Genomic DNA, 22,758 nt, shown 5'->3' on the forward strand with positions numbered 1-22,758 from the left:
AAAACAGAAACAAAAGAAAAGGCACTTTTTCTGGCAGGTATTTTTAGTTTTCTCTTCGGAAAACTAAAACCGAAAAACTTTTGCTTGTTTTCGTTCTTTAAGCCCTATTTTCAGTAAATGATTATCAAAGTTACTCCTAAAAAACAATAGAAATTTTAAACGCAAAAGGATTCCTATACTTCATAAAAAGAATAGTTAAACAACTACCTTTCTAACTTTTTAAAACCACTATTATAACATCGTTCCAATATACTGAACCCAACCTTCACCTTTTTCGGCAATGGTTTGAATAATTTCTTTAGCAGTTTCAGAATTGCAGGTTTCTAAAAATTTACGAAGCAAACTACCCGATTTCTTCTTTTCTTTTTCAGAAGAAGTTTCAGATTTTAAAGTTGCTAACTCTGCAAGAAGCTTCTTTTCTTTTTTGCTATTTTTTGAAAAGGTTTTGATTAAATCAACGATTCTATCATCAATTTCAGAAATATTGATTTCACTTTTGTTAAACGAATTTCCTATGAATTGTGTTTTATCAGTTGTATTACTTTGTTCATTGATAATTGTACTATTTTCAGCAGTAGCTACAAAAAGTTGATTTCCTTTACTCGCAATCAGCTTAGTTATATCTGAAATTTGCTCATTATGACTTTTCAGTAGATTGTTTTCTACTTTTAAAATATCTAACGAATGTTTAAAATGTTGTACTTGATTCTTTAATTTTAAGATTAAAATATCAGCTTTTTCGTTAGTTACTTCAGCAACTGTATTAACTTGAAAGTTGTCTTTTTCCGCAGTTAGAAAACCTAAATATTCATCCAACCAAATTTGTAATTCTTCTTTGGTCGTGGTTTCTGGAAAATCAAAAGCAATATCCAAACCACCTTCAACTTCTGAAGCATGCATTATAATATCTACTTTTTTACTATCATTTACATAATTGGAAAAGAATACCAAATATTGACGAATACTTGAAATAAGTTGTTTGTCTAGTTTGAGAAACGTGTACTTTTTCAATTTTGATTCTATATTATCTTTTGCTAATTGTAGTTCTGAATTTTCCTCAGATAATAAATTATTTGTTATGCTCTTTATTTGATTAATTCTATACAATGATATAGTTAATAAACTTATTATTATTAACATTAAACTTGCTAGAATTGAAGTTAACTTATTCCTTTTATTTACACTTACTAAATCTTCATATGATAACAAATCATTAGTAGATAAATTGAGAGTGTACTGATAAAAAAGTGTAAACATTAACACTACAATAGATATAATAATTAGTGTTGTAATAACTATTTTTCTATTTAAATTATAAAATATTGAATATCTTGACATTTAAAAATTTTTACAGCTCTAAAAATACTGTAAATTTCTTTCAAAAAAAAGTAACTGAACACCTAAAACTTCACCTGCAACGTCACATAAAAATTCCGATTCACAGACGGAATAATTCCAGGACCTGGATAACCAGTAGCGCGGCGTGTGAAATAATTGTTGTCTAATATATTGTTGATTCCAGTTTCTAGTTTGAAGTTTTTGTACGTGTACGACATGGAAATATCTAGAATATCATACGCTGGAATTTCGCCAATAACGCCACTCAAATTACTATCTACTGCGTTTGAAGCATCTGTAAATTGCTGTGAAATGTACGTGTATTGAATGTTTGATAAGAAGTTTTTATACCCAAAACGAATTCCAGTTTTCAAATTTATATTCGGTACAAATTCTACCTTATTGCCTTCTACTCCATTTTCTGGTGTATTTGTATATTCTGAATCTGTAATCGCAGCATTGATGAAGTAATTGAAACTATAATCGTTGTTTTTAATGAAGATTTCATTCAGATTAAAATCTAATAAACCCTCAAAACCGTACATCACAGCGTCACCAATATTTCCACGTTCGCTTTTTACGCTTCCATCCGCAAAAGCACGTTGAATAAATCCAATTCTGTCATTATAAAACAATCCGAATGCGCCAACATCATACGAAACAATATTGTTGTAATTTCCACGCAATCCGAAATCAATAGTCATTCCTTTTTCGTCATCAATCGTTGGACTAATCGCAAAAGCAGGATTGATTATACTAATGTCAGTAAACGTCACCGAACGGTAATTTTGTGAAGCATTTCCATAGATTTCCAACACATCCGAAGGTTTGTAACTTACGCCCAATCCGAAGAGTACAAACGAACGCTTGCGCACTTCGCTGTTGTCAACAGTTTCGTTTAAAATAACGTTTCCAGCGGCATCTGTATTGATTCGCTTGAAAAATCCGTCGCTTTCTGTTTTGATATGTTCAAATCGAAAACCTGGTGTAATGGAGAGTTTTTCATTCAGATAGAAAATATTTTCACCAAAAATTGCCACATTCAAATTAGGATAATCATACGCTGACTGATTTCCATAATTTGGAAATTCGTCCAATTGAAATTCAAAATTTGGATCGCTTCCCGCAGAACCTGGACCTTGCTGACTTGAATTCTCTGCTTTGTAAAATTTTGTTCCAACCAAAAAAGTAGATTTCTTCCCGAATACTTCATATTTATTTAGCAATCGCGCTTCAAATCCGAAGTTATTAAAATCGCCTTTTATCAAATCGCGTTCTGTATTTGGATCAATCTGATTCACTCTATTGGAACGAAAACCAAGTGCATTTCGAGAAGCATTTAAACCAAAAGCATTGAATGTGAAATTTGTGTTTTCTGAAAATTTATGTGAGAATTTTAAGTTGTATAATAACCAATCTACCTGAAACCAATTTCGCGCTCTGTTGCTTTGAAAAGGATTTTCATTGAACATTTCATCGGTTAAACCGCCAGCTTGTTTTGCCAAATACCGCAAATATGTAACCTCAGCTTCTAACTTCGTATTGTCATTGAATTGATAGCCAATATGTGCATATGCATTTTTGGATTCGAATTCAGAATTTGGACGAAATCCATCGCCTTTTTTGTAATTGAAAAACGAATAATAACTCCATTTATCAATGCTTCCGCTTACACTTGTAAAGTTGGTATATAAATTATTACTTCCGATTGTATTTCTAGTGATAAACTCAAAGGATTTCCCTTGATTTGGTTCTTTCATCACAAAGTTGACCAAACCGCCAAATTGCGTTCCATATTGCAATGAAGCCGCTCCACGAATGATCTGAATCTCCTTTAAACCTTCTGCCGCAGGCGAATAATAACTTTCAGGATATCCTAAAACATCTGCGCTAATGTCATAGCCATTTTGGCGTGTGTTGAAGTTTGCCGTTCGGTTCGGATCTAAACCGCGTCCGCCAATATTTAATTGTAAACCTGCGTCATCATTTTGGTAAATATTCAAACCAACAACTTGACTGTATATTTGTCGTGCGTTATTGGAAGCCAAATTTGCCATCGATTGTTCCACCAAAACAACTTCCGTCTTTTTCCCTGCGTAAATCGCCGTTTCTTCTACATCTTTTAATCGCTTTAGCGCGAATACTTTCGTTTTTCGAACATTTAATTCTACTTCTGAAAGTTGTTCGCCAAGTGGTCTTAAAAATATATCTATAACAATTTCAGTATTTCCCGTAAAGGTTTTTTCATACACTTCATATTCAAACGAGAAAAATACCAATGTTATACTATCCTTTTGTGTTGTAAATTCATAATGTCCTTCTGCATCAGTTGTGGCAACTTTACCCGCAACTTTATCGTAAATATCCACATTTGCAATAGGTGTAATGTCCGAATTTTCGAACACAATTCCAGAAATTTTTTGTTGCGCAATTAGTGAGATGCTGCATAAACAAAATGCAATGAATAGGCTGAAACTCTTTATGTTCATTAGTTATTTTTTAGTGGTAAAATCCAATTTTTATGTTGGAATGATTCTTTTTGTTGATATAAATCGACGTTTTTATCTATATATAATTGACTCAATCGTCCGTTTAAAGCCACATAACTTTCTACAAATACTTGTACATTTTTGTGTCCTTGATTTGTGAAATGATCGCCTAAATAATGTGCGTATTCGAGAATGAAATCAGGTTGAAAACTCATTTGTTTTTCTTGATACGAAGTGAGAAAGTCACTGTTTTTTACATAGAAATTGCTTCCTGTTTCGCCAACTACAATTTTGAACGTTGTGTTGCCCATTTTTTCCATCAACATTACGCGCCATGAAAATCTGTAACCTTGTTCTGTCCAAAATAAATTATCAGGATATAAAAGATATCTGAATGGAAATACGAGTTGAATCGTAAAAAACACAATTACAATTGGAATGATAATCGATTTGAATTGCATTCGATACTTAGAAACTGTTTCAATAGTTTCCGTATTTATTTTTATGACAGTTTGAAGTATCTTTTTGAGAAACGCTATAATTTTCTTGTGAAAATCTGCTTCAAAGAAGATTAATGAACTGATAATCATGACATACGGAAACATTCCGATAGGAAATAAAACGCGCGTAAATACATGGAAAAAAACCACTACTACAAATGCAAACCAACGTGTTTTTTTATATAATAGTAGAAACGGAATTAGTAAATCGTACAACATTCCTGACCAACTCATCGCGAAGTGAAACCAATTTTGTTGTAATAGCGTTTCTCCGATAATTGGCAAATCGTATTTTGATGGTAACCAGATTTTTAATGGCATTGCTTTCAAAAGCCAATCTGAGTTTATTTTGGCTAGACCTGCATAGAAATAAACAATTCCGAGTAATAATTTTATTCCATCTAGTGTCCATTTTGGAATTTGTTCATAGGTTCTTTTTCGCAATAGATTGTCTACTGAAAATGTGGCATTCGCCGGAAGGAAAATTAACAGAAAACTCAAAATACTTATGAAATAGTAGTGATTTAAGTAGGTTGTTTTTTCCATCAATTCGATATACGTAAAACTCAAAAAGAACATGATAATTGCCAAGCGATATTTGAATCCTAGTGCGACACAAAAAGCGGCAATTCCACAAATTAAAAATAACAGATATGTGTAATTTCCTAACGGTTTTATCCATTCAAAACCGTAGTAGGAGAAGTGAAAAGTTGGTTGAATATAGATGGTTTCTATCCAACCTTTTGCCCAAAAACGAATGATACTGTAACACATTAGCAACCCAAAACCTATGCGAAAAACTGCCAAAGGCGCCGCGCTAGTTTGTTGCTGTAAGTATGTTTGAAAACGATTCACTCGATAATCGAGATTTATAAGTTCCAACGTTTCCGTTGAAATACTTTTGATTATTTCTTCTGAATACTTCGTAGCTTAGCTCGAAGTAGTTAACTTTTGTACAAAAAAAGGTTGCCTTTGTACGACAACCTTAGTATTGTAGTTTGTTTTATTGTTTAGTCGCCATCTGCATCTGCATAATCAACACTAACGTTAAACGCTTGTAGCATGTCAACTTTTAATGATACAACTGTAGTTTGTAGCGCATCATACGCTTGCGTCATTTTTGTATTATCAGTATTGATTTGTGTGAAAAAATTAGCATTTAATACTTGAATTTTTCCACGCGAAGTGTTGAATTGTGCATTGATTAACGTCGCTAAATCAGCTCTATCTAAAGAAATTAAATACGTTTTGAAGCTTTCGCCAGAAGAATCTCCGTTAAATGTTGTTCCGTTGAATATGTTTTGAACTGCGTTTAATGCTTCTAATGCTAATTCTTTCGATACTTCTTGATTGTAAAATGCTTCTACTTTTTCTGGTAAAGGCGTTGTTGAGAAGTTTCCGGCTGGAATTCCAATTTTAGTAACTCTTAATCCTTTTTCGTAGTAGAATATGAAATCGTTGATAAATTTGTTTGTTGCGCTCGTTGCAGTATTCGCAGTACTTGAGATGAATATGTCTCTGTATGAAGTTGTCCAATCGCTTAATACTTCTTGCGTAAGCAGTTGCATTTGATTTACTAAATCAGAAAGATATGTTTTGTATTTGCTTGATTCTGTATTAGTTGTATATTTTTCCAAGATTGCTACGTCCGTTGCATCAAGTCCATATAACATATAATCTAACGCTGGAAAACCTACTGCATCATTGTTATTTGGATGTGTTAAATCGTAGCTTCCGCCAGTAATATTACTTTCTACATCAGTTGTATTTACTGGATAAATATTCATTTGAAAACTGTACTGAATTTCTTCCGCTTTTCCAATATTGAACGCTTCAACATGTTGCCAAGACTTGTATGCTGTGAACCAAGCTGAACGCAACGTTTCCAGATTTGCTTGATTTGGCGTTGCTACAAAATCATCTTTTGCCGTTGATAATGCGCCTAAGTTTGTACTTAATCCTTGATACGCAGGAACAATAATGTTGTCTGCAATATTGCGCAACATTCCTGCTCTGTCAAAACTGGTATTTCCTGGCGTTTCTGAAACTACAGAATCGTCGCTAGAACTACATGCTGCAATAATTAGCGCTAAAAGTAGTATGGGGAAAATTTTATTCATTGTTTATTATTTTTATTTATTCCAAATAAAGATTGCAAATGTAAAAAAGGAGTTAGAGTATTCCAAAGACTTGAAGTCCTTTTTTATAATAATTCTAAATAATATTTTCTAGTTAGCCGCTTGCGCAGTTGTAAAGCTGAATTCTGCCGAAATTGCTTCCGAAATTTCATCCAAAGTTGCAGGAGTTACGTCCCAAAAACCGTTTCCTGTTAGTAGTTGCGAAATGAATCCGTCAACTTCTGTTTTTGTTAAGTAAGGTTCGTTTGTTCCTGGTTTGCGTGTGAATTGTAGACTGTATATAAATCCAAATCCTTCAGATAAATCATGAAAAGCAGCTGCTTTGTCGGTTGCTAATTTATTTTTTCCACTTTGTAAATAGTATACTGCTCTTACGCCTATGATTGTTGAAATTTTCTCTCTGATTATCGTTGCTTGCACATCACGAACTTCATAGTTTTTAGCTACAATTACCGCTCTACCAAGTTTGAATGCTTCATAAATTTCAGAAGCAATTCCTGCGAAATCAGTATCATTTTCAACTCGAGAAAGGTATTTATTTAGGAAACTATCTTCGTTTAATATAGGATTTGTTGCATTGTCAGTTCCGTAGAGATATCCAAAAGCTTCATCCCATTTGTGTTCCATACTTGTGTAGATTTTGCCTTCTTCAACAATTCCCGCGTCATTATCTGCAACATTACTTCCTGCATCTAAAACGGAAGTACTTAAGTAGTTATTCAGTATTTGATCTACCATTAATGCGCCAATTAACGATTTACTTACGGCTTGATTGTATTCTAACCCTTTTCCGTTGAGGTAACGTGTAGTTCCGCCGCCAGCTTCTTGTAAGTTTCCTGCATTTCCTGCCGTTGCTGTGTTTGTCCAATTTGGAAATACTTCAGCAACTTGATTCGAAATCCACAAATCAAAATCTGCTTTGATTGCGTTTGCATCAGTTGTGTTTGCTGAAAAGAAATCCGAAGAAGCAGCCGTTTTGCTACGAATACTTTTGTTTGATGCGTTTAAATCTGTATTGCTAAAATCTGCATTTCCTTCTACATGCGCGAACATTGCATCTAAAGATATTTCAGTTTTTGTATTATCTGTTAAAGCAGAAATAAATTCCTCGCTCATTTGGATTCGAGTTGTTTGTCCGCTGTAACTTACCGTAGAATTTCCGTCTCTACTAAACGTATATGTTGCAGGCGCAATTACTTCGTTATTGTCAGTAGGAATTGTGTCATCATCACTTGCACATGATGTAATTATAAAACTTGAAAGTGTAAATAATCCGAGGAGTACTTTTTTCATTTTGAATATTTTTAATGGTATTGATTTTTGTTTTGGCAAATATATTATGTGTTTTTGAATTGACAAAGTTTATTTAGACTTAATCTTAATAAACTTAATATTGAATTTTGAATTGGTTTATATCGTATTGTTTTTCAATATTTTATGAGCTTCTTGTTAAATGTTAAATTTATGTTTTTATACATATGTTCAATACTGAATTTAATTTTAAGCATAAAAAAACGTGTTAGCAGATTGCTAACACGTAATTAATATTTTTTATTTAGGAATTTATAAACCCTACTCACCCATCATCTCAATCAACTTTGCAGAAACTCGTTTATACGTTCCATCTTCTAATCGGGTACGAATTGCTGAGAAAGCTACTAACGTCTCTTCAACGTCTTGTAAAGTGTGTGAAGCGGTTGGAATCATTCGTAATAGAATTAATCCTTTAGGAATTACCGGGTATACCACAATGGAACAAAAGATTCCGTGATTTTCACGTAAGTCTCTCACTAACGCCATTGCTTCCGGAATGCTTCCTTTCAAGTATACTGGTGTTACACAACTTTTTGTTGTTCCAATATCAAATCCTCTGTTTTTTAATCCGCTTTGTAATGCATTTACAATTTTCCAAAGATTTTCTTTTAATTCTGGCATTGTGCGTAACATATCTAAACGTTTTAACGCACCAACAACTAATTGCATTTGTAACGATTTCGCAAACATTTGCGAACGTAAGTTATATTTTAAGTAATCAATAATTTCTTTGTCAGCCGCAATAAATGCGCCTGTACTTGCCATCGATTTTGCAAAGGTTGCAAAGTATACATCTATTTCGTCTTGAACTCCTTGCTCTTCTCCAGCTCCAGCTCCTGTCGCGCCAAGCGTACCAAAACCATGTGCATCATCGACAAAAAGTCTGAAATTATATTTTTTCTTTAAAGCTACTATTTCTTTTAATTTTCCTTGCTCACCACGCATTCCAAAAACTCCTTCAGAAATCACTAAGATTCCTCCGCCAGTTTGTTCTGCCATTTTAGTAGCTCTGTCTAAGTTTTTTTCCAAGCTTTCCATATCGTTATGCTTGAATGTGAAACGTTTTCCCATGTGTAAACGTACACCATCAATGATACATGCGTGTGAATCTACATCGTATACAATGATATCATTTTTAGAAACCAATGCATCAACCGTAGAAACCATTCCTTGATATCCGAAGTTTAGTAAGTATGTTGCTTCTTTTTTAACAAATACTGCCAATTCATCTTGGAGTTGCTCATGTAAGTCTGTGTGACCAGACATCATTCGTGCGCCCATTGGATATGCAGAACCATATGCTACAGCCGCTTCTCCATCTACTTTACGTACTTCTGGATGATTTGCCAAACCTAAGTAATCATTGATACTCCAAGTAATAACATCTTTTCCTTGAAACTTCATTCGATTCGAGATTTCACCTTCTAGTTTAGGAAATACAAAATATCCTTCTGCTTGCGATGCCCATTTTCCTAATGGTCCTTTGTCTCTGTATATTTTAGCAAATAAATCCTTCATCTATCTAAGTTTTTCTTTATGTATCAATTCGGGTTGTGGTAATTTATGAAGTTTTTGTGAAAACTCCAATGGCAAAAATAAAAATTTTTACCTGCCTATCATAATTATTACACTTTTATGTGAAGTTCACATTTTTTTGGGTGATTTTTTATGGTATTTTAACCTATAAAGCATAAAAGCAGCATAATTGTTACTATGCTGCTTTTGAATATGTTGTAAAAAGATATTTTTTCTTTATTTAATGTATTCTATTTTTTGCGCTTCTTCAATATTTTTACTGTCAAAGAATCCTTGTGAACGCATCCAATCATCACTATATACTTTACTCATGTATCGAGAACCGTGATCAGGGAAAATTACGATTACATTACTGTTTTCGTCAAATTCTCCTTCTTCTGCTAATTGTTCAATACCTTGCATTGCTGCTCCACTTGTATATCCAACAAATAATCCTTCTGTTTTTGAAATTTCACGCGCTTTATGAGCACTTTCTTCATCTTTTACTTTGATAAATTTATCAATTACATCAAAATCAGTCGCCGTTGGAATTAAGTTTTTACCTAATCCTTCTATGCGATACGGATAGATTTCATCCGAATCAAATTCTCTTGTTTCGTGATATTTTTTCAACACAGAACCATACGCATCAATCCCTAAAACTCTGATCTTTGGATTTTGTTCTTTTAGATATTTTGCCGTTCCAGAAATTGTTCCGCCTGTTCCACTACATGCTACAAAGTGCGTAATGTTTCCGTTGGTTTGTTTCCAAATTTCCGGACCCGTTGTTTTGTAATGTGCATCAATATTTAATTGATTGAAATATTGATTGATGTACACAGAACCTGACATTTCTTCGTGAATACGCTTTGCTACTTGATAATACGAACGTGGATCGTCAGCACTAACATGCGCAGGACATACATATACTTTTGCGCCCATTGAACGCAACATGTCAATTTTATCTTTGGATGATTTAGAACTTACCGCTAAGATGCATTCGTATCCTTTTATGATACTTACCATAGCAATACTAAATCCTGTATTTCCTGAAGTCGTTTCTATAATTGTATCACCAGGCTTTAGAATACCTTTTCGTTCAGCCTCTTCAATGATATATAAAGCAATTCTATCTTTTGTTGAATGTCCTGGATTGAATGACTCTACTTTCGCGTAGAAATTTCCTTTGATGTTTTTAGTTATGTGATTTAACTTTATCAAAGGCGTATTCCCAATGAGTTCGAGTACATTATTAAAAGCATTAATTTGTTGTTCCATAAAAACTAGTAAGTTGTACAGGGTTTTATTTTTGTAAGTTTTGGAAAAATGCAAAACCTTGCAAATTTAAGTTAAATTTTTTAATTATTCCTTAATATTTTCTAAGTCTAGTAAAAACGCGTATTCTTCAGCTACTTCTTTTAAAGATTCAAAACGTCCTGATGCGCCTCCATGTCCTGCATCCATATTTGTATGGAGTAGTAAAATATTATTGTCCGTTTTTAAATCACGAAGCTTTGCAACCCATTTTGCTGGTTCCCAATATTGCACTTGCGAATCGTGTAATCCTGTAGTAACCAACATATTTGGGTAGGCTTTCGCTACTACATTATCATAAGGCGAATATGATTTCATATACTCGTAATATTCTTTGTTGTTCGGGTTTCCCCATTCGTCATATTCTCCAGTTGTTAGCGGAATGCTATCATCTAACATTGTTGTAATTACATCTACAAACGGAACTGAAGCAATGATTCCATTGTACAATTCTGGGTTTAAGTTTGAAATTGCGCCCATTAATAATCCGCCAGCACTTCCGCCAGAAGCGTATAAATGTTCTGGAGATGTATATTTTAGTGCAATTAAATGTTTGGAACAATCAATGAAATCTGTAAATGTATTTTTCTTGTCCATTAATTTTCCGTCATCGTACCAGTTTCTACCTAAGTATTCGCCACCACGAACATGCGCAATGACAAAGATAAATCCTCTATCGAGTAAACTTAACCGTGCAGAAGAAAAATACGGATCTATCGTAGAACCGTACGAACCGTATGCATATTGTAATGTTGGATTACTTCCATCTTTTTTGATGCCATTTTTATACACAATCGACATCGGAATTTTTGTTCCATCTACGGAAGTTGCCCATAAACGTTCAGAAACGTAGTTGTTTTTATCAAACTTTCCGCCAAGGACTTCTTGCTCTTTTTTGACAGTTTTCTTCTTTGTAACCATGTTAAAATCGATCACAGAAGCTGGCGTTGTCATGGAATTGTATGAATAGCGTAACGTATCGGTTTCAAAGTCCACATTCACACCAGTATTTGCTGTATACGTTTCGTTGTCGAACGGTAAATAGTAATCTGCTGTTTTGTCCCATCGCATAATTCTGATTTTATTTAAACCATTATCACGTTCGCTTACGACTAAGAAATCTTTAAATATTTCTATATCTTCTAATAATACATCTGGACGATGTGGAATAATATCTTCCCAATTGTCCATTCCTGTCTTATTTTCAGGTGTTTTAGAAAGTTTGAAGTTGATGGAAGCATCTTTATTACTCATTACATAGAAATGATCTTTGTAATGCGAAATACCATATTCCAAACCACGTACACGCTCTTGAAATACTTTGAATTCTCCATCCGGATTGTCCGCTTCTAACGTTCTGTATTCCATTGTTAACGTACTGTAAGAACCGATGATTATGTATTTTCTTGATTTTGATTTGTAAACAAATGTGATATACGCTTCATCTTTTTCATGAAAAATTACCTCATCATTCGCAACATCATCGCCTAGTTTGTGCTTGTATATTTTTTCGGAACGCAATGTTTGTTCATCTTTATTTGCATAGAACAATGTTTTGTTGTCTGCTGCCCAAGTAGCACTTCCCGTTGTGTTTTCAATACGTTCTTTATGGATTTCTCCTGTTTCAAGGTTTTTGATATGAATTATGTATTGTCGTCTACTTACAGTATCAACACCATACGCCACTAGTTTATTATTTGGACTGATACTGATTCCTGACAATTTATAATACGAATGATCTTTTGCCATTTCGTTGACATCAAACAGAATTTCTTCTGGTGCATCCAATGAACCTTTTCTACGCGTATAAATTGGATATCCTTTTCCTTCTTCGAATTTTTTAATGTACCAATACCCGTTTAATTTGTATGGTACTGAAGAATCGTCTTCTTTGACTCTTCCTTTTAATTCTTTAAATAGATCTTTCTGAAAATCCTTTGTGTGCGCAGTCATTTCATCGTTATAAGCATTTTCTGCTTCTAAATATGCAATGACCTCAGGGTTTTCTCTATCTTTTAACCAATAATAATTGTCAATTCTAACATCGCCATGTTTTTCAAGTTTTGTAGGTTTCTTGGCAACTGTTGGCACAGATAAGGTGTTTTTCATGGATTGTGTATTCTTTTTGCAGGAATTAATTAGTATAAAACTGATAAGCAGTGCAACTACTGATTTTTTCATTTGAAATGTGTGTTAAAAGCCTACAATTTAATAATTTTGTAAAAATTAACCTTTAATTATATACAAATGTTTGGAGATTTAATGGGAATGATGGGAAAATTGAAAGAAACCCAGCAAAAAGTAGAAGCAACAAAACAGCGTTTGAATTCTGTTTTTATTGATGAAAAAAGTTCGGATAACCTTTTAAATGTGACTGTTACGGCGAATCGTGAAATAAAAACAATTCAAATTTCAGATGAGTTATTGCAAGATAAAGAGCAGTTAGAAGATTATTTAATTTTAACATTAAATAAAGCAATAAAACGTGCTGGAGAAGTCCATGAAGCAGAAGTTGGCGCCGTTGCGAAAGATGGAATGCCAAATATTCCTGGTATGGACATGTTTTCTTAACACGTAAAAACATCCTATTTTTATATAAGAAGAGTCGCTTTTAAAAGCGACTCTTCATGTTTGCGGATGAAATAATTATCAAAAAAAGGGAAGCCAAATTGACTTCCCTTTCATATATATTATAAACAATTTAAAAATTAGTTCTTCTGATCTAAAACTCTAAACTGTGTTCTTCTGTTTGCTAAGTGTTCTCTTTCAGTACAAGAAACTCCATCAGCACATCTGTTAGTTAATTTTCTTTCTCCGTAACCGTTAGAAACAATTTTACTAGCATTGATATTTTTAGAGATTAAGTAGTTTGTTACTGCTTGCGCTCTTCTTTGTGATAATGCTACGTTACTTTCCTTTGTTCCTCTTGAATCTGTGTGAGAAGCAATCTCTACAGAAACTCCAGTTTGTAATACAGGTAATAATTTTGCATCAATTTCACGCTTTGCAGCCGCAGTTAATGTTGCACTACCTAAATTCCAGTTAATGTTAAGGTCATTATATGTTAGGAATTTACACTCAACTTCTGTCCAAGTAGTCAATCCACCTTTCTTAGTCAATATTTCTTTCGTAACAGTCTTAAAAACCGCAGGAATATCAGTAGAAACTACGCTAGCATCAGATACTAATTTTGTAGTTTTTAATGTAGCTTCTCTTTGTGCTACCGGAATTGCTCTTGTACTTGGAGCCGATGTCATTACCGTTTTCGTGTACGTTTTACTTATTGAAGGAATATCTTCAACACGAGTCGTTTCGTTTGTAATAATTGTTTTCTTTACAGTTTCAGTAACCGCAGGAATTTCAACTCTAGTCGTAGTTGGTGGTGTTACCATTACGCTACGCTTCATTGTTTTACGTACTTCTGGAACATCAACAACACGTGTAGTTGGTGGTGTAACCATTACCGTTTTCTTAACTGTCTTTGTAATTGCAGGAATAGAAACAACACGTGTACTTGCAGGTGTTACCATAATAGTTCTTGTAAATGTTGCTTCACCACAAGGCTTTCCTCCATTATTGTTAGGATCGCAATCAGGCGTTATATTTGAAGTAGCATCCGAAGCCAAACGTGTTACAGGAACTGTAACGTTTTGAGCTGGAATACCTTTGTAACACCAATATCTACAATCGTCTGGATTTGATGAATTACAATCTGCCGGTGCAATTTCACTCATTTGCCATTCAGCAGCAGCTGGTTTTACCTCAACTGATTCAAAATCACTTGTAAAAGATGCAGGAACTACTCTAATAGAAGAACCATATTCTCTCTTTTTATACGTAATAGTTTCTGTTCCCCAAACTGCAGGAACAACTTCTAAACGTTGTGAAGCGTCTTTAACTGTAATGACAACATCTCTAGTTTCATACACAGCAGGAACAATAACTACTTTTTGATACGCTGGTTGTGTAACCACATCAAAAGTTCTGTTTTCGTATACAGCTGGCACCATTCGTAAGCTAAAACTAGCTTCTTTTACAACTACAGTTTCAGTGTCTCTACTTGTTTGCGATCCAACTCTTACTAAACGTTGAGAAGCCTCTTTAGTTACTATTTCAAAAGATTCTTTTCCGTATGAAGCTGGAACTATTGCTAACTCTTCACCTGCAATTTTAGATAAAACTGTTTCATTAACTGAAGTATATTTAGCTGGGACTACTTTCAACTTTTTGTAAGCTGGCGATATCATAATTTGTACTTCCTGGTTTTCGTATACGTCAGGTGTTACACAACGGACATAACATTTTCCAGGTTCCGGGTTTGTGGGTAAGTCTTGACCAAAGGCGAAAGAACCAATTGCTAAGGCTAATCCAAATAATAGTTTTTTTCTCATGTTAAAAATTGTTAATTATTTAATTGTTGTTATTGATTTGCAAGATACAAAATTACCTATTTGTAAGCGGAATCATATAATTGTATTATTAACGCAATCGAGTTTTAGTTTAACTGCTTTAATTTCCGATTAAAAGCATAATAAGGGGAAAAACCCTGTACAATCTTTTAAAAATGCGCATTCAAGGATTTCTTTTCCAAGATATTTTTGATATATTTACTCATCTAACTAAATCTCTTATAACTATGTTTGAAATATTTCAAAGTGAAAACAATCAGAAGTTTTACTTTAATTTAAAAGCTAAAAACGGGCAAATTATCATGTCTAGTCAAGGATATGCCGATAAAAGTGGTGCAAAAAATGGTGTTGAATCTTGTAAAAAGAATTCTACAGACGATAGTAAGTTTGAACGTAAAACTGCCAAAAATGGAAAGTTTCATTTCGGTTTAAAAGCAGGAAACGGACAAGTGATAGGAAATAGCCAAATGTATTCAAGTGAAGCAGGAATGGAAAATGGAATTGAATCTGTGAAGAAAAATGCAGGAAGCGCTGAAGTGAAAGATTTGACAGAATAAAACTAAAACATACATAAAAGAGGCTGTCTAGAAAGTCGAATTTTCGTCAAACCGAACTTCATTCGGTTTCCCATAATCATTGAAAATCAATATAATGAGATTCTGAATCAAGTTCAGAATGACGCTTTCTAAAACTTTTCAGACAGCCTCTTTTTTTATGCCATTACAATACGTTTTGAATCACTTTCAAAAATTCTTGATGCATCTTAGTCGTATAATCCAAATGTGTTACAATTCGTAATTTTCCACTTCCCATACCAATCAAATCGATTCCCAAAGCTTCAAGTTTGCTCAAAAAACCTTGTTCGTCAATATCATCTTGCAAATAGAAAATAATAATATTGGTATCAATCGGTTCTACATTTTTAATAAATGTCAATTGTTCTAACGTCTTCCCTATTTCTTTTGCTTTGTCATGATCTTCTGCCAATCGCTTCATATGATGATCTAACGCATACGTTCCAGCGGCAGCTAAATAACCCGCCTGACGCATTCCGCCACCTAATATTTTACGAATTCGCAATGCTTTATGAATCGTTTCTTCATCTGCAATCAACACAGATCCGACAGGACAACCCAAACCTTTAGATAAACACACAGAAATAGTATCAAACAATTTCCCGTATTGTTCAGGCGTTTCTCCTTTTTCCACCAACGCATTCCACAAACGTGCGCCATCTAGGTGAAAACCTAAATCGTTTTCTCGAGCAACTGTATGAATTTTTTCAATCTCACTAAAATCCCAACATGCGCCGCCACCACGATTTGCCGTATTTTCCAACGCAATTAAAGCCGTTAATGGACTGTGATAAAAATCGGGCGGATTTATTGCCGCTTTGGCTTGTGCCGCTGTAAACATTCCGCGATGTCCATCAATTAATTTGCACGAAACGCCACTATTAAAACTAACGCCGCCGCCTTCATAATTGTAAATATGTGCGTCTTTATCACAAATTACCTGATCGCCAGGATTTGTATGTAACTTAATTGCTGTCTGATTCGCCATAGTTCCACTCGGAAAAAACAACGCAGCTTCTTTACCAAACATTTCGGCTACTTTTCGCTCTAAATGATTAACGGATTCATCTTTCTTAAAAACATCATCTCCAACGTTCGCTTCAAACATTGCTTTTAGCATTTGTGGAGTCGGTACAGTTACCGTATCGCTTATTAAATTAATTCGCATTTTTCTGGGTATTAGGTATTAGGTATTAGGTAAAAAAATCTACAATCAAAAATCGTTATTCGTTATTCGTTATTCGTTATTCGTTATTCGAAACAAACACTTTTAAATTTAAAATTTCACATTTAGCATTCATAATTACTTTTTCACTTTTCATTTCGATAGCTTCGCTAGGTATTTTCAATCAAAATTCATTTTGATTTCAATAATGCTCAATGCGGCGCACTTTTAACTTTTAACTTTTTATTCGTTATTCGTTATTCGTTATTCGAAACAAACACTTTTACATTTAAAATTTTACATTTAGCATTTATAATTTCTTTTTCACTTTCAACTTTCACTTTCAACTTTTAACTTTTCACTTTCTTACATAATGACAATTATCAGTTCCAATTGGTGAACCATCTGGGATTTTTGGAGAAGCTTCTATTTTAAACTTTTCTGGATATTTTTTAAACTGTTCTATCATTTCTATATAATAAAATTGATATGGCTTTTCAGCTTCCGACTGTTTTTTTGCTGTAACTTTTTTAGCAATTTCATTCAATATATATTGAGTTTGTGCTTTTACTGCTGGCGACGAATTTTCATGTTGTGCCAAATTCATCAAATGTTTCAACACATTTACATTCACTACATGTCCCAATTCGCGCTCATGCGCATCTGAATAGGTTTTATAGATTGTATTTTTTAAAACTTCATTGGTCATTTCCATAAAATCCAATTGTTTAGTATCTATACTTTTTTGTTGAATCAATCGCGCAGCACGTTCTGGATGAAATAAAAATAGCAATGTCATATCGCTTGAAGTCGCTGCTGGACTAAACGCATCAAATCCAACACCCGTTTTTCCAGTAAAAGATTCTCTCGTTCGCCAATATGTATACGCTCGTGGCGGAAATAAATCGAGTTTGTCTTGCGGAATTTTGAGTACTTTCGCGTCAAGCGTTTTCAAAATAACCTTTAAAGCTTCCCGTTGTGTTTCTGGGGAAATTACTTTGGTTATTAACTGTCCATCGTTTTTGGTTGCGTAATTATAATCCAATCCGCCAATAAGTTTTGAAGTTGCTTCTGTTTGATATCTGTGAAAGAAATATAACGGCACAAAAACGTCTTCTAAAACTGTATATGGTTCGTAACTGCGAATGTTATCTTTGGAGAAATTTTTGATCGCTAATTCTCGTACATCTAGTACATCTTGCAATGCAGTGGTAGCACTTTTTCCATTATCCCATAAATGAGCGTTTGCATGCGCGCCGCCAATTGGTCGTGCATCCGAATCTGAAATAAAACGATGTCCTATTTTGTATGCATTGTCTATTATGTTTAATAATTCTTGTTTTTCCGCTTGCGCTGAATTGAACTCAGTATAAGAATATGCAACCGTAACTTTGTCCCACGAGCCAATTCCGGTTGCGTATGCGTCTGATAAATCAATTTGTCCGTTGGTGATTTTTACGTTCGGATGCGGATAATCCATTACCGAACTTCTATTGTTTGTACTTGCTGCAAAATTGTGTGCAAAACCGATTGTATGTCCAACTTCGTGTGCTGATAGTTGCCGAATTCGTGCCAACGCCATTTCCAACATTGGTTGATAATTTGCGTCATTAGTTAAAAAAGGTTGATTCAATAACGCTTGCGCGATTAAAAAATCTTGGCGAATTCGTAAACTCCCCAAACTTACATGTCCTTTTATAATTTCGCCTGTTCTCGGATCTACCACACTTGCGCCATAACTCCAACCACGTGTAGAACGATGAACCCATTGAATTACATTATATCTTACGTCCATTGGATCAGCATCTTCAGGTAACATTTTTACTTGAAAAGCATTTGTATAGCCAATTTCCTCGTAGGCTTCATTCCACCAACGTGCGCCTTCTAGCAAAGCAGAACGAACAGGTTCAGGCGTTCCTGGATCAAGGTAATAAATGATAGGCCATCTTGCTTCACTTTTAGCAGCATTCGGGTTTCTCTTTTCCAATCGATGTCTCGTAATGAAACGCTTCAGCATTGGTTCATGAATTGGCGTTGCGTAATCATAATATGAAATGCTAATTGCGCCACTTCGTGGATCAAACATTCTTGGTTTGTAATTAGCATCTGGTAATGCTACAAAAGAATGATGTTGTGTTACACTTACCAAAGAAGCATTTGGTGTTACACTTTTGATATGATCTCCTTTTGGTTTTCCTTTAAAGGTTAATAACGCTTCAAATTCTACATTTTTAGGAAACGCTTTGATTCTTGGTAATGATAATGCACTTTTTGAAGCATCAATCTTGTAAACACCTTGTTTATTGGCAGCTAAGTTTTGAATAACGCCATGTGCATCTTCCATCAAAAATGGAGTCAACTCAATTATATATTTTTTATCTTTTTCAGAAATAATCGGGAAACCGAATAACACAGATTTTGCAAAAGCTTGTTCTACACTTTTACGTTCTAGCGAATTTGTTGTGTTTGCTCTGTATTTTAAATTCGGCTGAACCAACATCAATTTATTCCCCATTTTTTGGAATTGAACGACAACTCCGTCGCCAATTTGTCCTCTATCTAATCCTATATCATTAGAACCAACACCACTTGCTAATGAATACACATATAGGAAATCTTCATTTAATAGTTCAACTTCTAAGAAAATCTTATCTGTTTTCTCTTCATAAGAAAAATTAAAAAAACCAGTATAATTTTCGCGTGGATGTTGTTTCTTTTCTTCTTTCTTTTTCTCTTGCGAAAAGCTAATTGATGCACATAATAAAATGAAGATCAAGAATGTATATTTTTTCATTGGGATATTTTTTTGGCTGAAATAAAAACCGTTTCCAATCACACAAAAAATAGAATCTTTAGTGATTGTTGCGGTTTTTTAATTTTAAGCCATGAATATACATAAAACATCTTATTTTTGTGAAAATTAAAATAACAAAAATGATAACATCAGATCAAATTAAAGATCTTATCAATCGCCTTGGTGCGTTAAGGAGGTATCTTTGACATAGATGCCAAGCTTGTCGAAATTGCCAATGAAGAAGAGAAAACGTACGATCCAACTTTTTGGGACAATCCTAAAGAAGCGGAAATCATTATGAAACAACTGCGTGGAGAAAAAAAATGGGTTGGCGATTATAATACCATTTCTACATTAATTAGCGACTTAGAAGTCATGTACGAATTCTATAAGGAAGAAGACGCTACCATGGAAGAAGTGGAAATACAGTACGAAAAAGCAAAAATTAGCATTGAAGATTTAGAGTTTCGAAATATGTTGTCTGAAGAAGGCGACAGTATGAGTGCTGTGTTGCAAGTAACTGCTGGTGCTGGCGGAACCGAAAGTTGTGACTGGGCAGAGATGTTGATGCGTATGTATTTGATGTTTGCTGAGAAACAAGGTTATAAGATTAAAGAACTCAATTACCAAGCAGGTGATGTTGCAGGAATTAAAACCGTAACACTCGAAATTGAAGGCGATTATGCGTTTGGTTGGCTCAAAGGTGAAAATGGGGTGCATCGTTTGGTGCGTATTTCTCCGTTTGATAGCAATGCAAAACGACATACTTCGTTTGCTTCGGTGTATGTATATCCATTGGTTGATGATTCGATTGAAATTGATATTAATCCTGCTGATATTGAGATTATTACATCTCGCTCAAGTGGTGCTGGTGGACAGAATGTGAATAAGGTAGAAACGAAAGTTCAGTTGAAACATAAACCTTCTGGTATTCAGATTTCTTGTTCAGAAACACGTTCGCAACAAGATAACCGAACGCGCGCTATGCAAATGTTGAAATCGCAGTTGTATGAAATTGAACTTAAAAAGCAGCTAGAAGCGCGAAGCGATATTGAAGCTGGAAAGATGAAGATAGAATGGGGATCGCAAATTCGGAATTATGTGATGCATCCTTATAAATTGGTGAAAGACGTTCGCTCTGGACACGAAACGGGAAATGTTGATGCAGTAATGAACGGATATATTGATGAGTTTTTAAAGGCATATCTCATGACAATGGGACAACAAAAAAGCGAAGACGAATTGTAATTTTAATAGATAACAAATGATTATTTACGGAACGAATTCAAAAAATTTAGGTTCACGAAAATTACAAGGTGTAAAATGCCCAAATTGTGAAGCTACAGAAATTCATGCACAAGCTGTTTCAAGCTATGTGACTGTTTTTTGGATTCCTATTTTTCCATATAGAAAGAAGTATTCGACTGTATGTAAAAATTGCACTCAGGTTTTGAAGAAGAAAGAAATGCCGCAATCGCTAAAAGATAAGTTAGCAATGGAAAAAGGTCATTTTAAAACGCCATTTTATTTGTTTTCTGGTTTAATTATTCTTGCATTGCTTATAACATTAGCATTTTATTTATCTGGTCAACACGATAAAAGATTGGCGGAAAACGTAGGTAATTTGCAATCAAAAGATATTGTCGTTTTTAAAGTTGCTCATAAAGAATATTCGTTTGCAGAAATAGAAACACATAGCAATGATACTATTTATATGCGTTATGGGAATTATACCTATGATGGTTATAAACCAAGTGAATCTAAGGTTGAAAAATTAAAGGCGAGCGAAACAGATTTTTTTAGTACTGAAATAGATTTTTTCACACAAAAACAGCTAGATTCTTTATATGCTAAAGGAGAAATCGCTGAAATTTATAAAAAGAAATAATGATAAAAATATACCACAATCCAAGATGTAGCAAATCGAGAGAAGGACTTGCTATTTTAGAAGAGTCAGGAAAAGATTTTAAAATTCTTAAGTATTTAGAGAATAGACTTACGTTGGCAGAAATAACGGAAATTATTGAGCTTCTTGATATTGAACCAATAGATTTAGTTCGCCAAAATGAAGCTTTTTGGAAAGAGAATTATAAAGATAAGCGAATTTCAAAAGCGCATATTATCAAATTGATGCTTTCCAATCCAAAATTGATGGAACGACCAATTGTTATTAATGGAGATAAAGCTGTTATTGGGAGACCTGCTGAGAAGATTTTGACGATTATATAAGAGGTTTTCTTAAGTAGTCATTGCGAATGAAATGAAGCATTCTGTCAAATTTAATTTTTTGATTTACAGATTAATTCGAAATTAAAAATTTCTTCTAATGACTCTATATACAGCTTTTAAGAAAACACCTTACTAGCAATCTACTTTTTAGGTTTATTATTTTCTTTCTCTTTGCTCGCACAAAGAATACTGAATCAAGTTCAGCACAGGCTTCACAAAAGAAAGTGCGTTTTTCCAGAGGTGTTTTTAGTTTTTTCTCTGAAAAACTAAAACCGCATTCATTTTTCTAAATTTTTTCCAAGGCTTCAAAAATTCTTAACGAAAAATGAATACTACACTGCGGAAAAAGAACGAATTGCGAAAAAAAATGATTGTTTATATATTCACTTAGGTTTCATTCAGCTTTTGCTCAATATTTAGTGTAAAATACGTTTTAATGCATTTTTACACTGTTTTAGCTTTGGCTCTATTCATTATTTAGTTCTCTCAGTACTTTCATTGCTAGAAACCCGTAAGTTTTTCCAATTCCTTTTTTATGCTCATTAATTTCAAATTTCACTGAAATATTAGTCAATGAGTATAATTCAATTAACTCCGTCTTATCTGAATTGAGGTCTACATCAAACTTAAAAAATTCTGCATGCGGCGTTAATATAATTCCTTCATCGGTACTTATTCCGTGAAAATTTTGTTCGTATTCTATTATAATAGATTTATCGATATCAACTCCTTTTTCTAAGAAGATTTGCCTTAATGGTTGTGGAATACCATTAATTCTCCAATACTTCGCTTCTGAAAAAATCTGATTCTTTTTTACAGCGATTTGCTCTTCAACATTTAGCCTTCGCTGATTCTTTAATTTATCAATATTTGTTTCTGTTCTTTTTTTCATCAATAAAGCCTTAACGCATGCTAAACAAGAATTTTCCGTCATTTCTCTCAAAACCAAACTTTCTAAAATTTAGTCATCACTAAAAC

Annotated in this window: 17 protein-coding genes; 5 read left to right on the forward strand and 12 right to left on the reverse strand. The window is 33.8% G+C overall.

What is annotated here, in order from left to right; all coding sequences use genetic code 11:
* Positions 1-231 precede the first annotated feature (231 nt).
* The 8 genes from IMCC3317_RS06100 to IMCC3317_RS06135 all read right to left on the reverse strand — a co-directional run bounded on the left by IMCC3317_RS06100 (position 232) and on the right by IMCC3317_RS06135 (position 12,789).
* Entirely contained in the window at positions 232-1,338 is a 1,107-nt protein-coding gene (locus tag IMCC3317_RS06100) for a hypothetical protein (protein WP_160128620.1), read from the reverse strand.
* A gap of 62 nt (positions 1,339-1,400) precedes the next feature.
* Positions 1,401-3,827 (reverse strand): TonB-dependent receptor domain-containing protein, encoded by a 2,427-nt coding sequence (locus tag IMCC3317_RS06105; RefSeq protein WP_160128621.1) that lies wholly within the window; start codon positions 3,825-3,827, stop codon positions 1,401-1,403.
* Positions 3,827-5,209 carry an HTTM domain-containing protein gene (locus tag IMCC3317_RS06110; protein ID WP_394351587.1) on the reverse strand — a complete coding sequence of 461 codons (1,383 nt, stop codon included), beginning with the start codon at positions 5,207-5,209 and terminating at the stop codon, positions 3,827-3,829. Before IMCC3317_RS06110 ends, IMCC3317_RS06105 begins: the two co-directional genes overlap by 1 nt.
* 128 nt (positions 5,210-5,337) lie before the next feature.
* Positions 5,338-6,447, reverse strand: coding sequence for an imelysin family protein (locus tag IMCC3317_RS06115; RefSeq protein WP_160128622.1), 1,110 nt, complete (start codon positions 6,445-6,447; stop codon positions 5,338-5,340).
* Positions 6,448-6,555: 108 nt separating this feature from the next.
* Positions 6,556-7,758: a DUF4856 domain-containing protein gene (locus tag IMCC3317_RS06120; RefSeq protein ID WP_160128624.1), complete on the reverse strand. Its 1,203-nt coding sequence runs from the start codon at positions 7,756-7,758 to the stop codon at positions 6,556-6,558.
* 279 nt (positions 7,759-8,037) lie between these two features.
* Entirely contained in the window at positions 8,038-9,297 is a 1,260-nt protein-coding gene (locus tag IMCC3317_RS06125; protein ID WP_160128625.1) for an aminotransferase class I/II-fold pyridoxal phosphate-dependent enzyme, read from the reverse strand.
* 234 nt (positions 9,298-9,531) lie between these two features.
* Positions 9,532-10,572 (reverse strand): PLP-dependent cysteine synthase family protein, encoded by a 1,041-nt coding sequence (locus IMCC3317_RS06130; protein WP_160128627.1) that lies wholly within the window; start codon positions 10,570-10,572, stop codon positions 9,532-9,534.
* Positions 10,573-10,656: 84 nt separating this feature from the next.
* The gene (locus IMCC3317_RS06135) at positions 10,657-12,789 is read right to left on the reverse strand and encodes a S9 family peptidase (protein ID WP_160128629.1); all 2,133 of its coding nucleotides are present in this window, start codon (positions 12,787-12,789) and stop codon (positions 10,657-10,659) included.
* 66 nt (positions 12,790-12,855) lie between these two features.
* Here IMCC3317_RS06135 and IMCC3317_RS06140 point away from each other — a divergent pair, with 66 nt between their 5' ends.
* Positions 12,856-13,179, forward strand: a complete 324-nt coding sequence (locus IMCC3317_RS06140; protein ID WP_160128630.1) for a YbaB/EbfC family nucleoid-associated protein — start codon at positions 12,856-12,858, stop codon at positions 13,177-13,179.
* A 137-nt stretch (positions 13,180-13,316) separates the two neighbouring features.
* Here IMCC3317_RS06140 and IMCC3317_RS06145 read toward each other — a convergent pair whose 3' ends face one another.
* Positions 13,317-14,999 carry an OmpA family protein gene (locus tag IMCC3317_RS06145; RefSeq protein ID WP_160128631.1) on the reverse strand — a complete coding sequence of 561 codons (1,683 nt, stop codon included), beginning with the start codon at positions 14,997-14,999 and terminating at the stop codon, positions 13,317-13,319.
* A 245-nt stretch (positions 15,000-15,244) separates the two neighbouring features.
* On the opposite strand from IMCC3317_RS06145, the gene IMCC3317_RS06150 reads away from it, so the two are divergent.
* Entirely contained in the window at positions 15,245-15,574 is a 330-nt protein-coding gene (locus IMCC3317_RS06150; RefSeq protein WP_160128632.1) for a YegP family protein, read from the forward strand.
* Between the two features lie 163 nt (positions 15,575-15,737).
* On the opposite strand, the gene IMCC3317_RS06155 is transcribed toward IMCC3317_RS06150, so the two are convergent.
* Both IMCC3317_RS06155 and IMCC3317_RS06160 read right to left on the reverse strand, forming a co-directional pair.
* Positions 15,738-16,760 carry a threonine aldolase family protein gene (locus IMCC3317_RS06155; protein ID WP_160128634.1) on the reverse strand — a complete coding sequence of 341 codons (1,023 nt, stop codon included), beginning with the start codon at positions 16,758-16,760 and terminating at the stop codon, positions 15,738-15,740.
* Between the two features lie 355 nt (positions 16,761-17,115).
* Positions 17,116-19,551 carry a zinc-dependent metalloprotease gene (locus IMCC3317_RS06160; protein WP_160128635.1) on the reverse strand — a complete coding sequence of 812 codons (2,436 nt, stop codon included), beginning with the start codon at positions 19,549-19,551 and terminating at the stop codon, positions 17,116-17,118.
* A 140-nt stretch (positions 19,552-19,691) separates the two neighbouring features.
* On the opposite strand from IMCC3317_RS06160, the gene prfB reads away from it, so the two are divergent.
* The 3 genes from prfB (at position 19,692) to arsC (ending at position 21,780) form a co-directional block, all read left to right on the forward strand.
* A protein-coding gene (gene prfB / locus IMCC3317_RS06165) for a peptide chain release factor 2 (RefSeq protein WP_160128636.1) occupies positions 19,692-20,799 on the forward strand; the annotation gives its coding sequence in 2 pieces (ribosomal slippage) (positions 19,692-19,754 and positions 19,756-20,799; 1,107 coding nt in all).
* Between the two features lie 16 nt (positions 20,800-20,815).
* Positions 20,816-21,439, forward strand: coding sequence for a zinc-ribbon domain-containing protein (locus tag IMCC3317_RS06170; protein WP_160128638.1), 624 nt, complete (start codon positions 20,816-20,818; stop codon positions 21,437-21,439).
* Positions 21,439-21,780 carry an arsenate reductase (glutaredoxin) gene (gene arsC / locus IMCC3317_RS06175; protein WP_160128640.1) on the forward strand — a complete coding sequence of 114 codons (342 nt, stop codon included), beginning with the start codon at positions 21,439-21,441 and terminating at the stop codon, positions 21,778-21,780. Before IMCC3317_RS06170 ends, arsC begins: the two co-directional genes overlap by 1 nt.
* A 466-nt stretch (positions 21,781-22,246) precedes the next feature.
* Here the strand turns inward: arsC and IMCC3317_RS06180 are convergent, their stop codons facing one another.
* A complete protein-coding gene (locus IMCC3317_RS06180; RefSeq protein WP_160128641.1) occupies positions 22,247-22,672 on the reverse strand; it encodes a hypothetical protein in 426 nt (141 codons plus the stop codon).
* Positions 22,673-22,758: the final 86 nt, after the last annotated feature.

Origin of the sequence: Kordia antarctica, assembly GCF_009901525.1 — a bacterium.
GTDB classification, from domain to species: domain Bacteria; phylum Bacteroidota; class Bacteroidia; order Flavobacteriales; family Flavobacteriaceae; genus Kordia; species Kordia antarctica.

Coding starts and splice junctions, on each gene's coding strand:
- IMCC3317_RS06100 (WP_160128620.1), bottom strand. CDS start 1,338: ATGTCAAGATATTCAATATTTTATAATTTAAATAGAAAAATAGTTATT.
- IMCC3317_RS06105 (WP_160128621.1), bottom strand. CDS start 3,827: ATGAACATAAAGAGTTTCAGCCTATTCATTGCATTTTGTTTATGCAGC.
- IMCC3317_RS06115 (WP_160128622.1), bottom strand. CDS start 6,447: ATGAATAAAATTTTCCCCATACTACTTTTAGCGCTAATTATTGCAGCA.
- IMCC3317_RS06120 (WP_160128624.1), bottom strand. CDS start 7,758: ATGAAAAAAGTACTCCTCGGATTATTTACACTTTCAAGTTTTATAATT.
- IMCC3317_RS06125 (WP_160128625.1), bottom strand. CDS start 9,297: ATGAAGGATTTATTTGCTAAAATATACAGAGACAAAGGACCATTAGGA.
- IMCC3317_RS06130 (WP_160128627.1), bottom strand. CDS start 10,572: ATGGAACAACAAATTAATGCTTTTAATAATGTACTCGAACTCATTGGG.
- IMCC3317_RS06135 (WP_160128629.1), bottom strand. CDS start 12,789: ATGAAAAAATCAGTAGTTGCACTGCTTATCAGTTTTATACTAATTAAT.
- IMCC3317_RS06140 (WP_160128630.1), top strand. CDS start 12,856: ATGTTTGGAGATTTAATGGGAATGATGGGAAAATTGAAAGAAACCCAG.
- IMCC3317_RS06145 (WP_160128631.1), bottom strand. CDS start 14,999: ATGAGAAAAAAACTATTATTTGGATTAGCCTTAGCAATTGGTTCTTTC.
- IMCC3317_RS06150 (WP_160128632.1), top strand. CDS start 15,245: ATGTTTGAAATATTTCAAAGTGAAAACAATCAGAAGTTTTACTTTAAT.
- IMCC3317_RS06155 (WP_160128634.1), bottom strand. CDS start 16,760: ATGCGAATTAATTTAATAAGCGATACGGTAACTGTACCGACTCCACAA.
- IMCC3317_RS06160 (WP_160128635.1), bottom strand. CDS start 19,551: ATGAAAAAATATACATTCTTGATCTTCATTTTATTATGTGCATCAATT.
- IMCC3317_RS06170 (WP_160128638.1), top strand. CDS start 20,816: ATGATTATTTACGGAACGAATTCAAAAAATTTAGGTTCACGAAAATTA.
- arsC (WP_160128640.1), top strand. CDS start 21,439: ATGATAAAAATATACCACAATCCAAGATGTAGCAAATCGAGAGAAGGA.
- IMCC3317_RS06180 (WP_160128641.1), bottom strand. CDS start 22,672: ATGAAAAAAAGAACAGAAACAAATATTGATAAATTAAAGAATCAGCGA.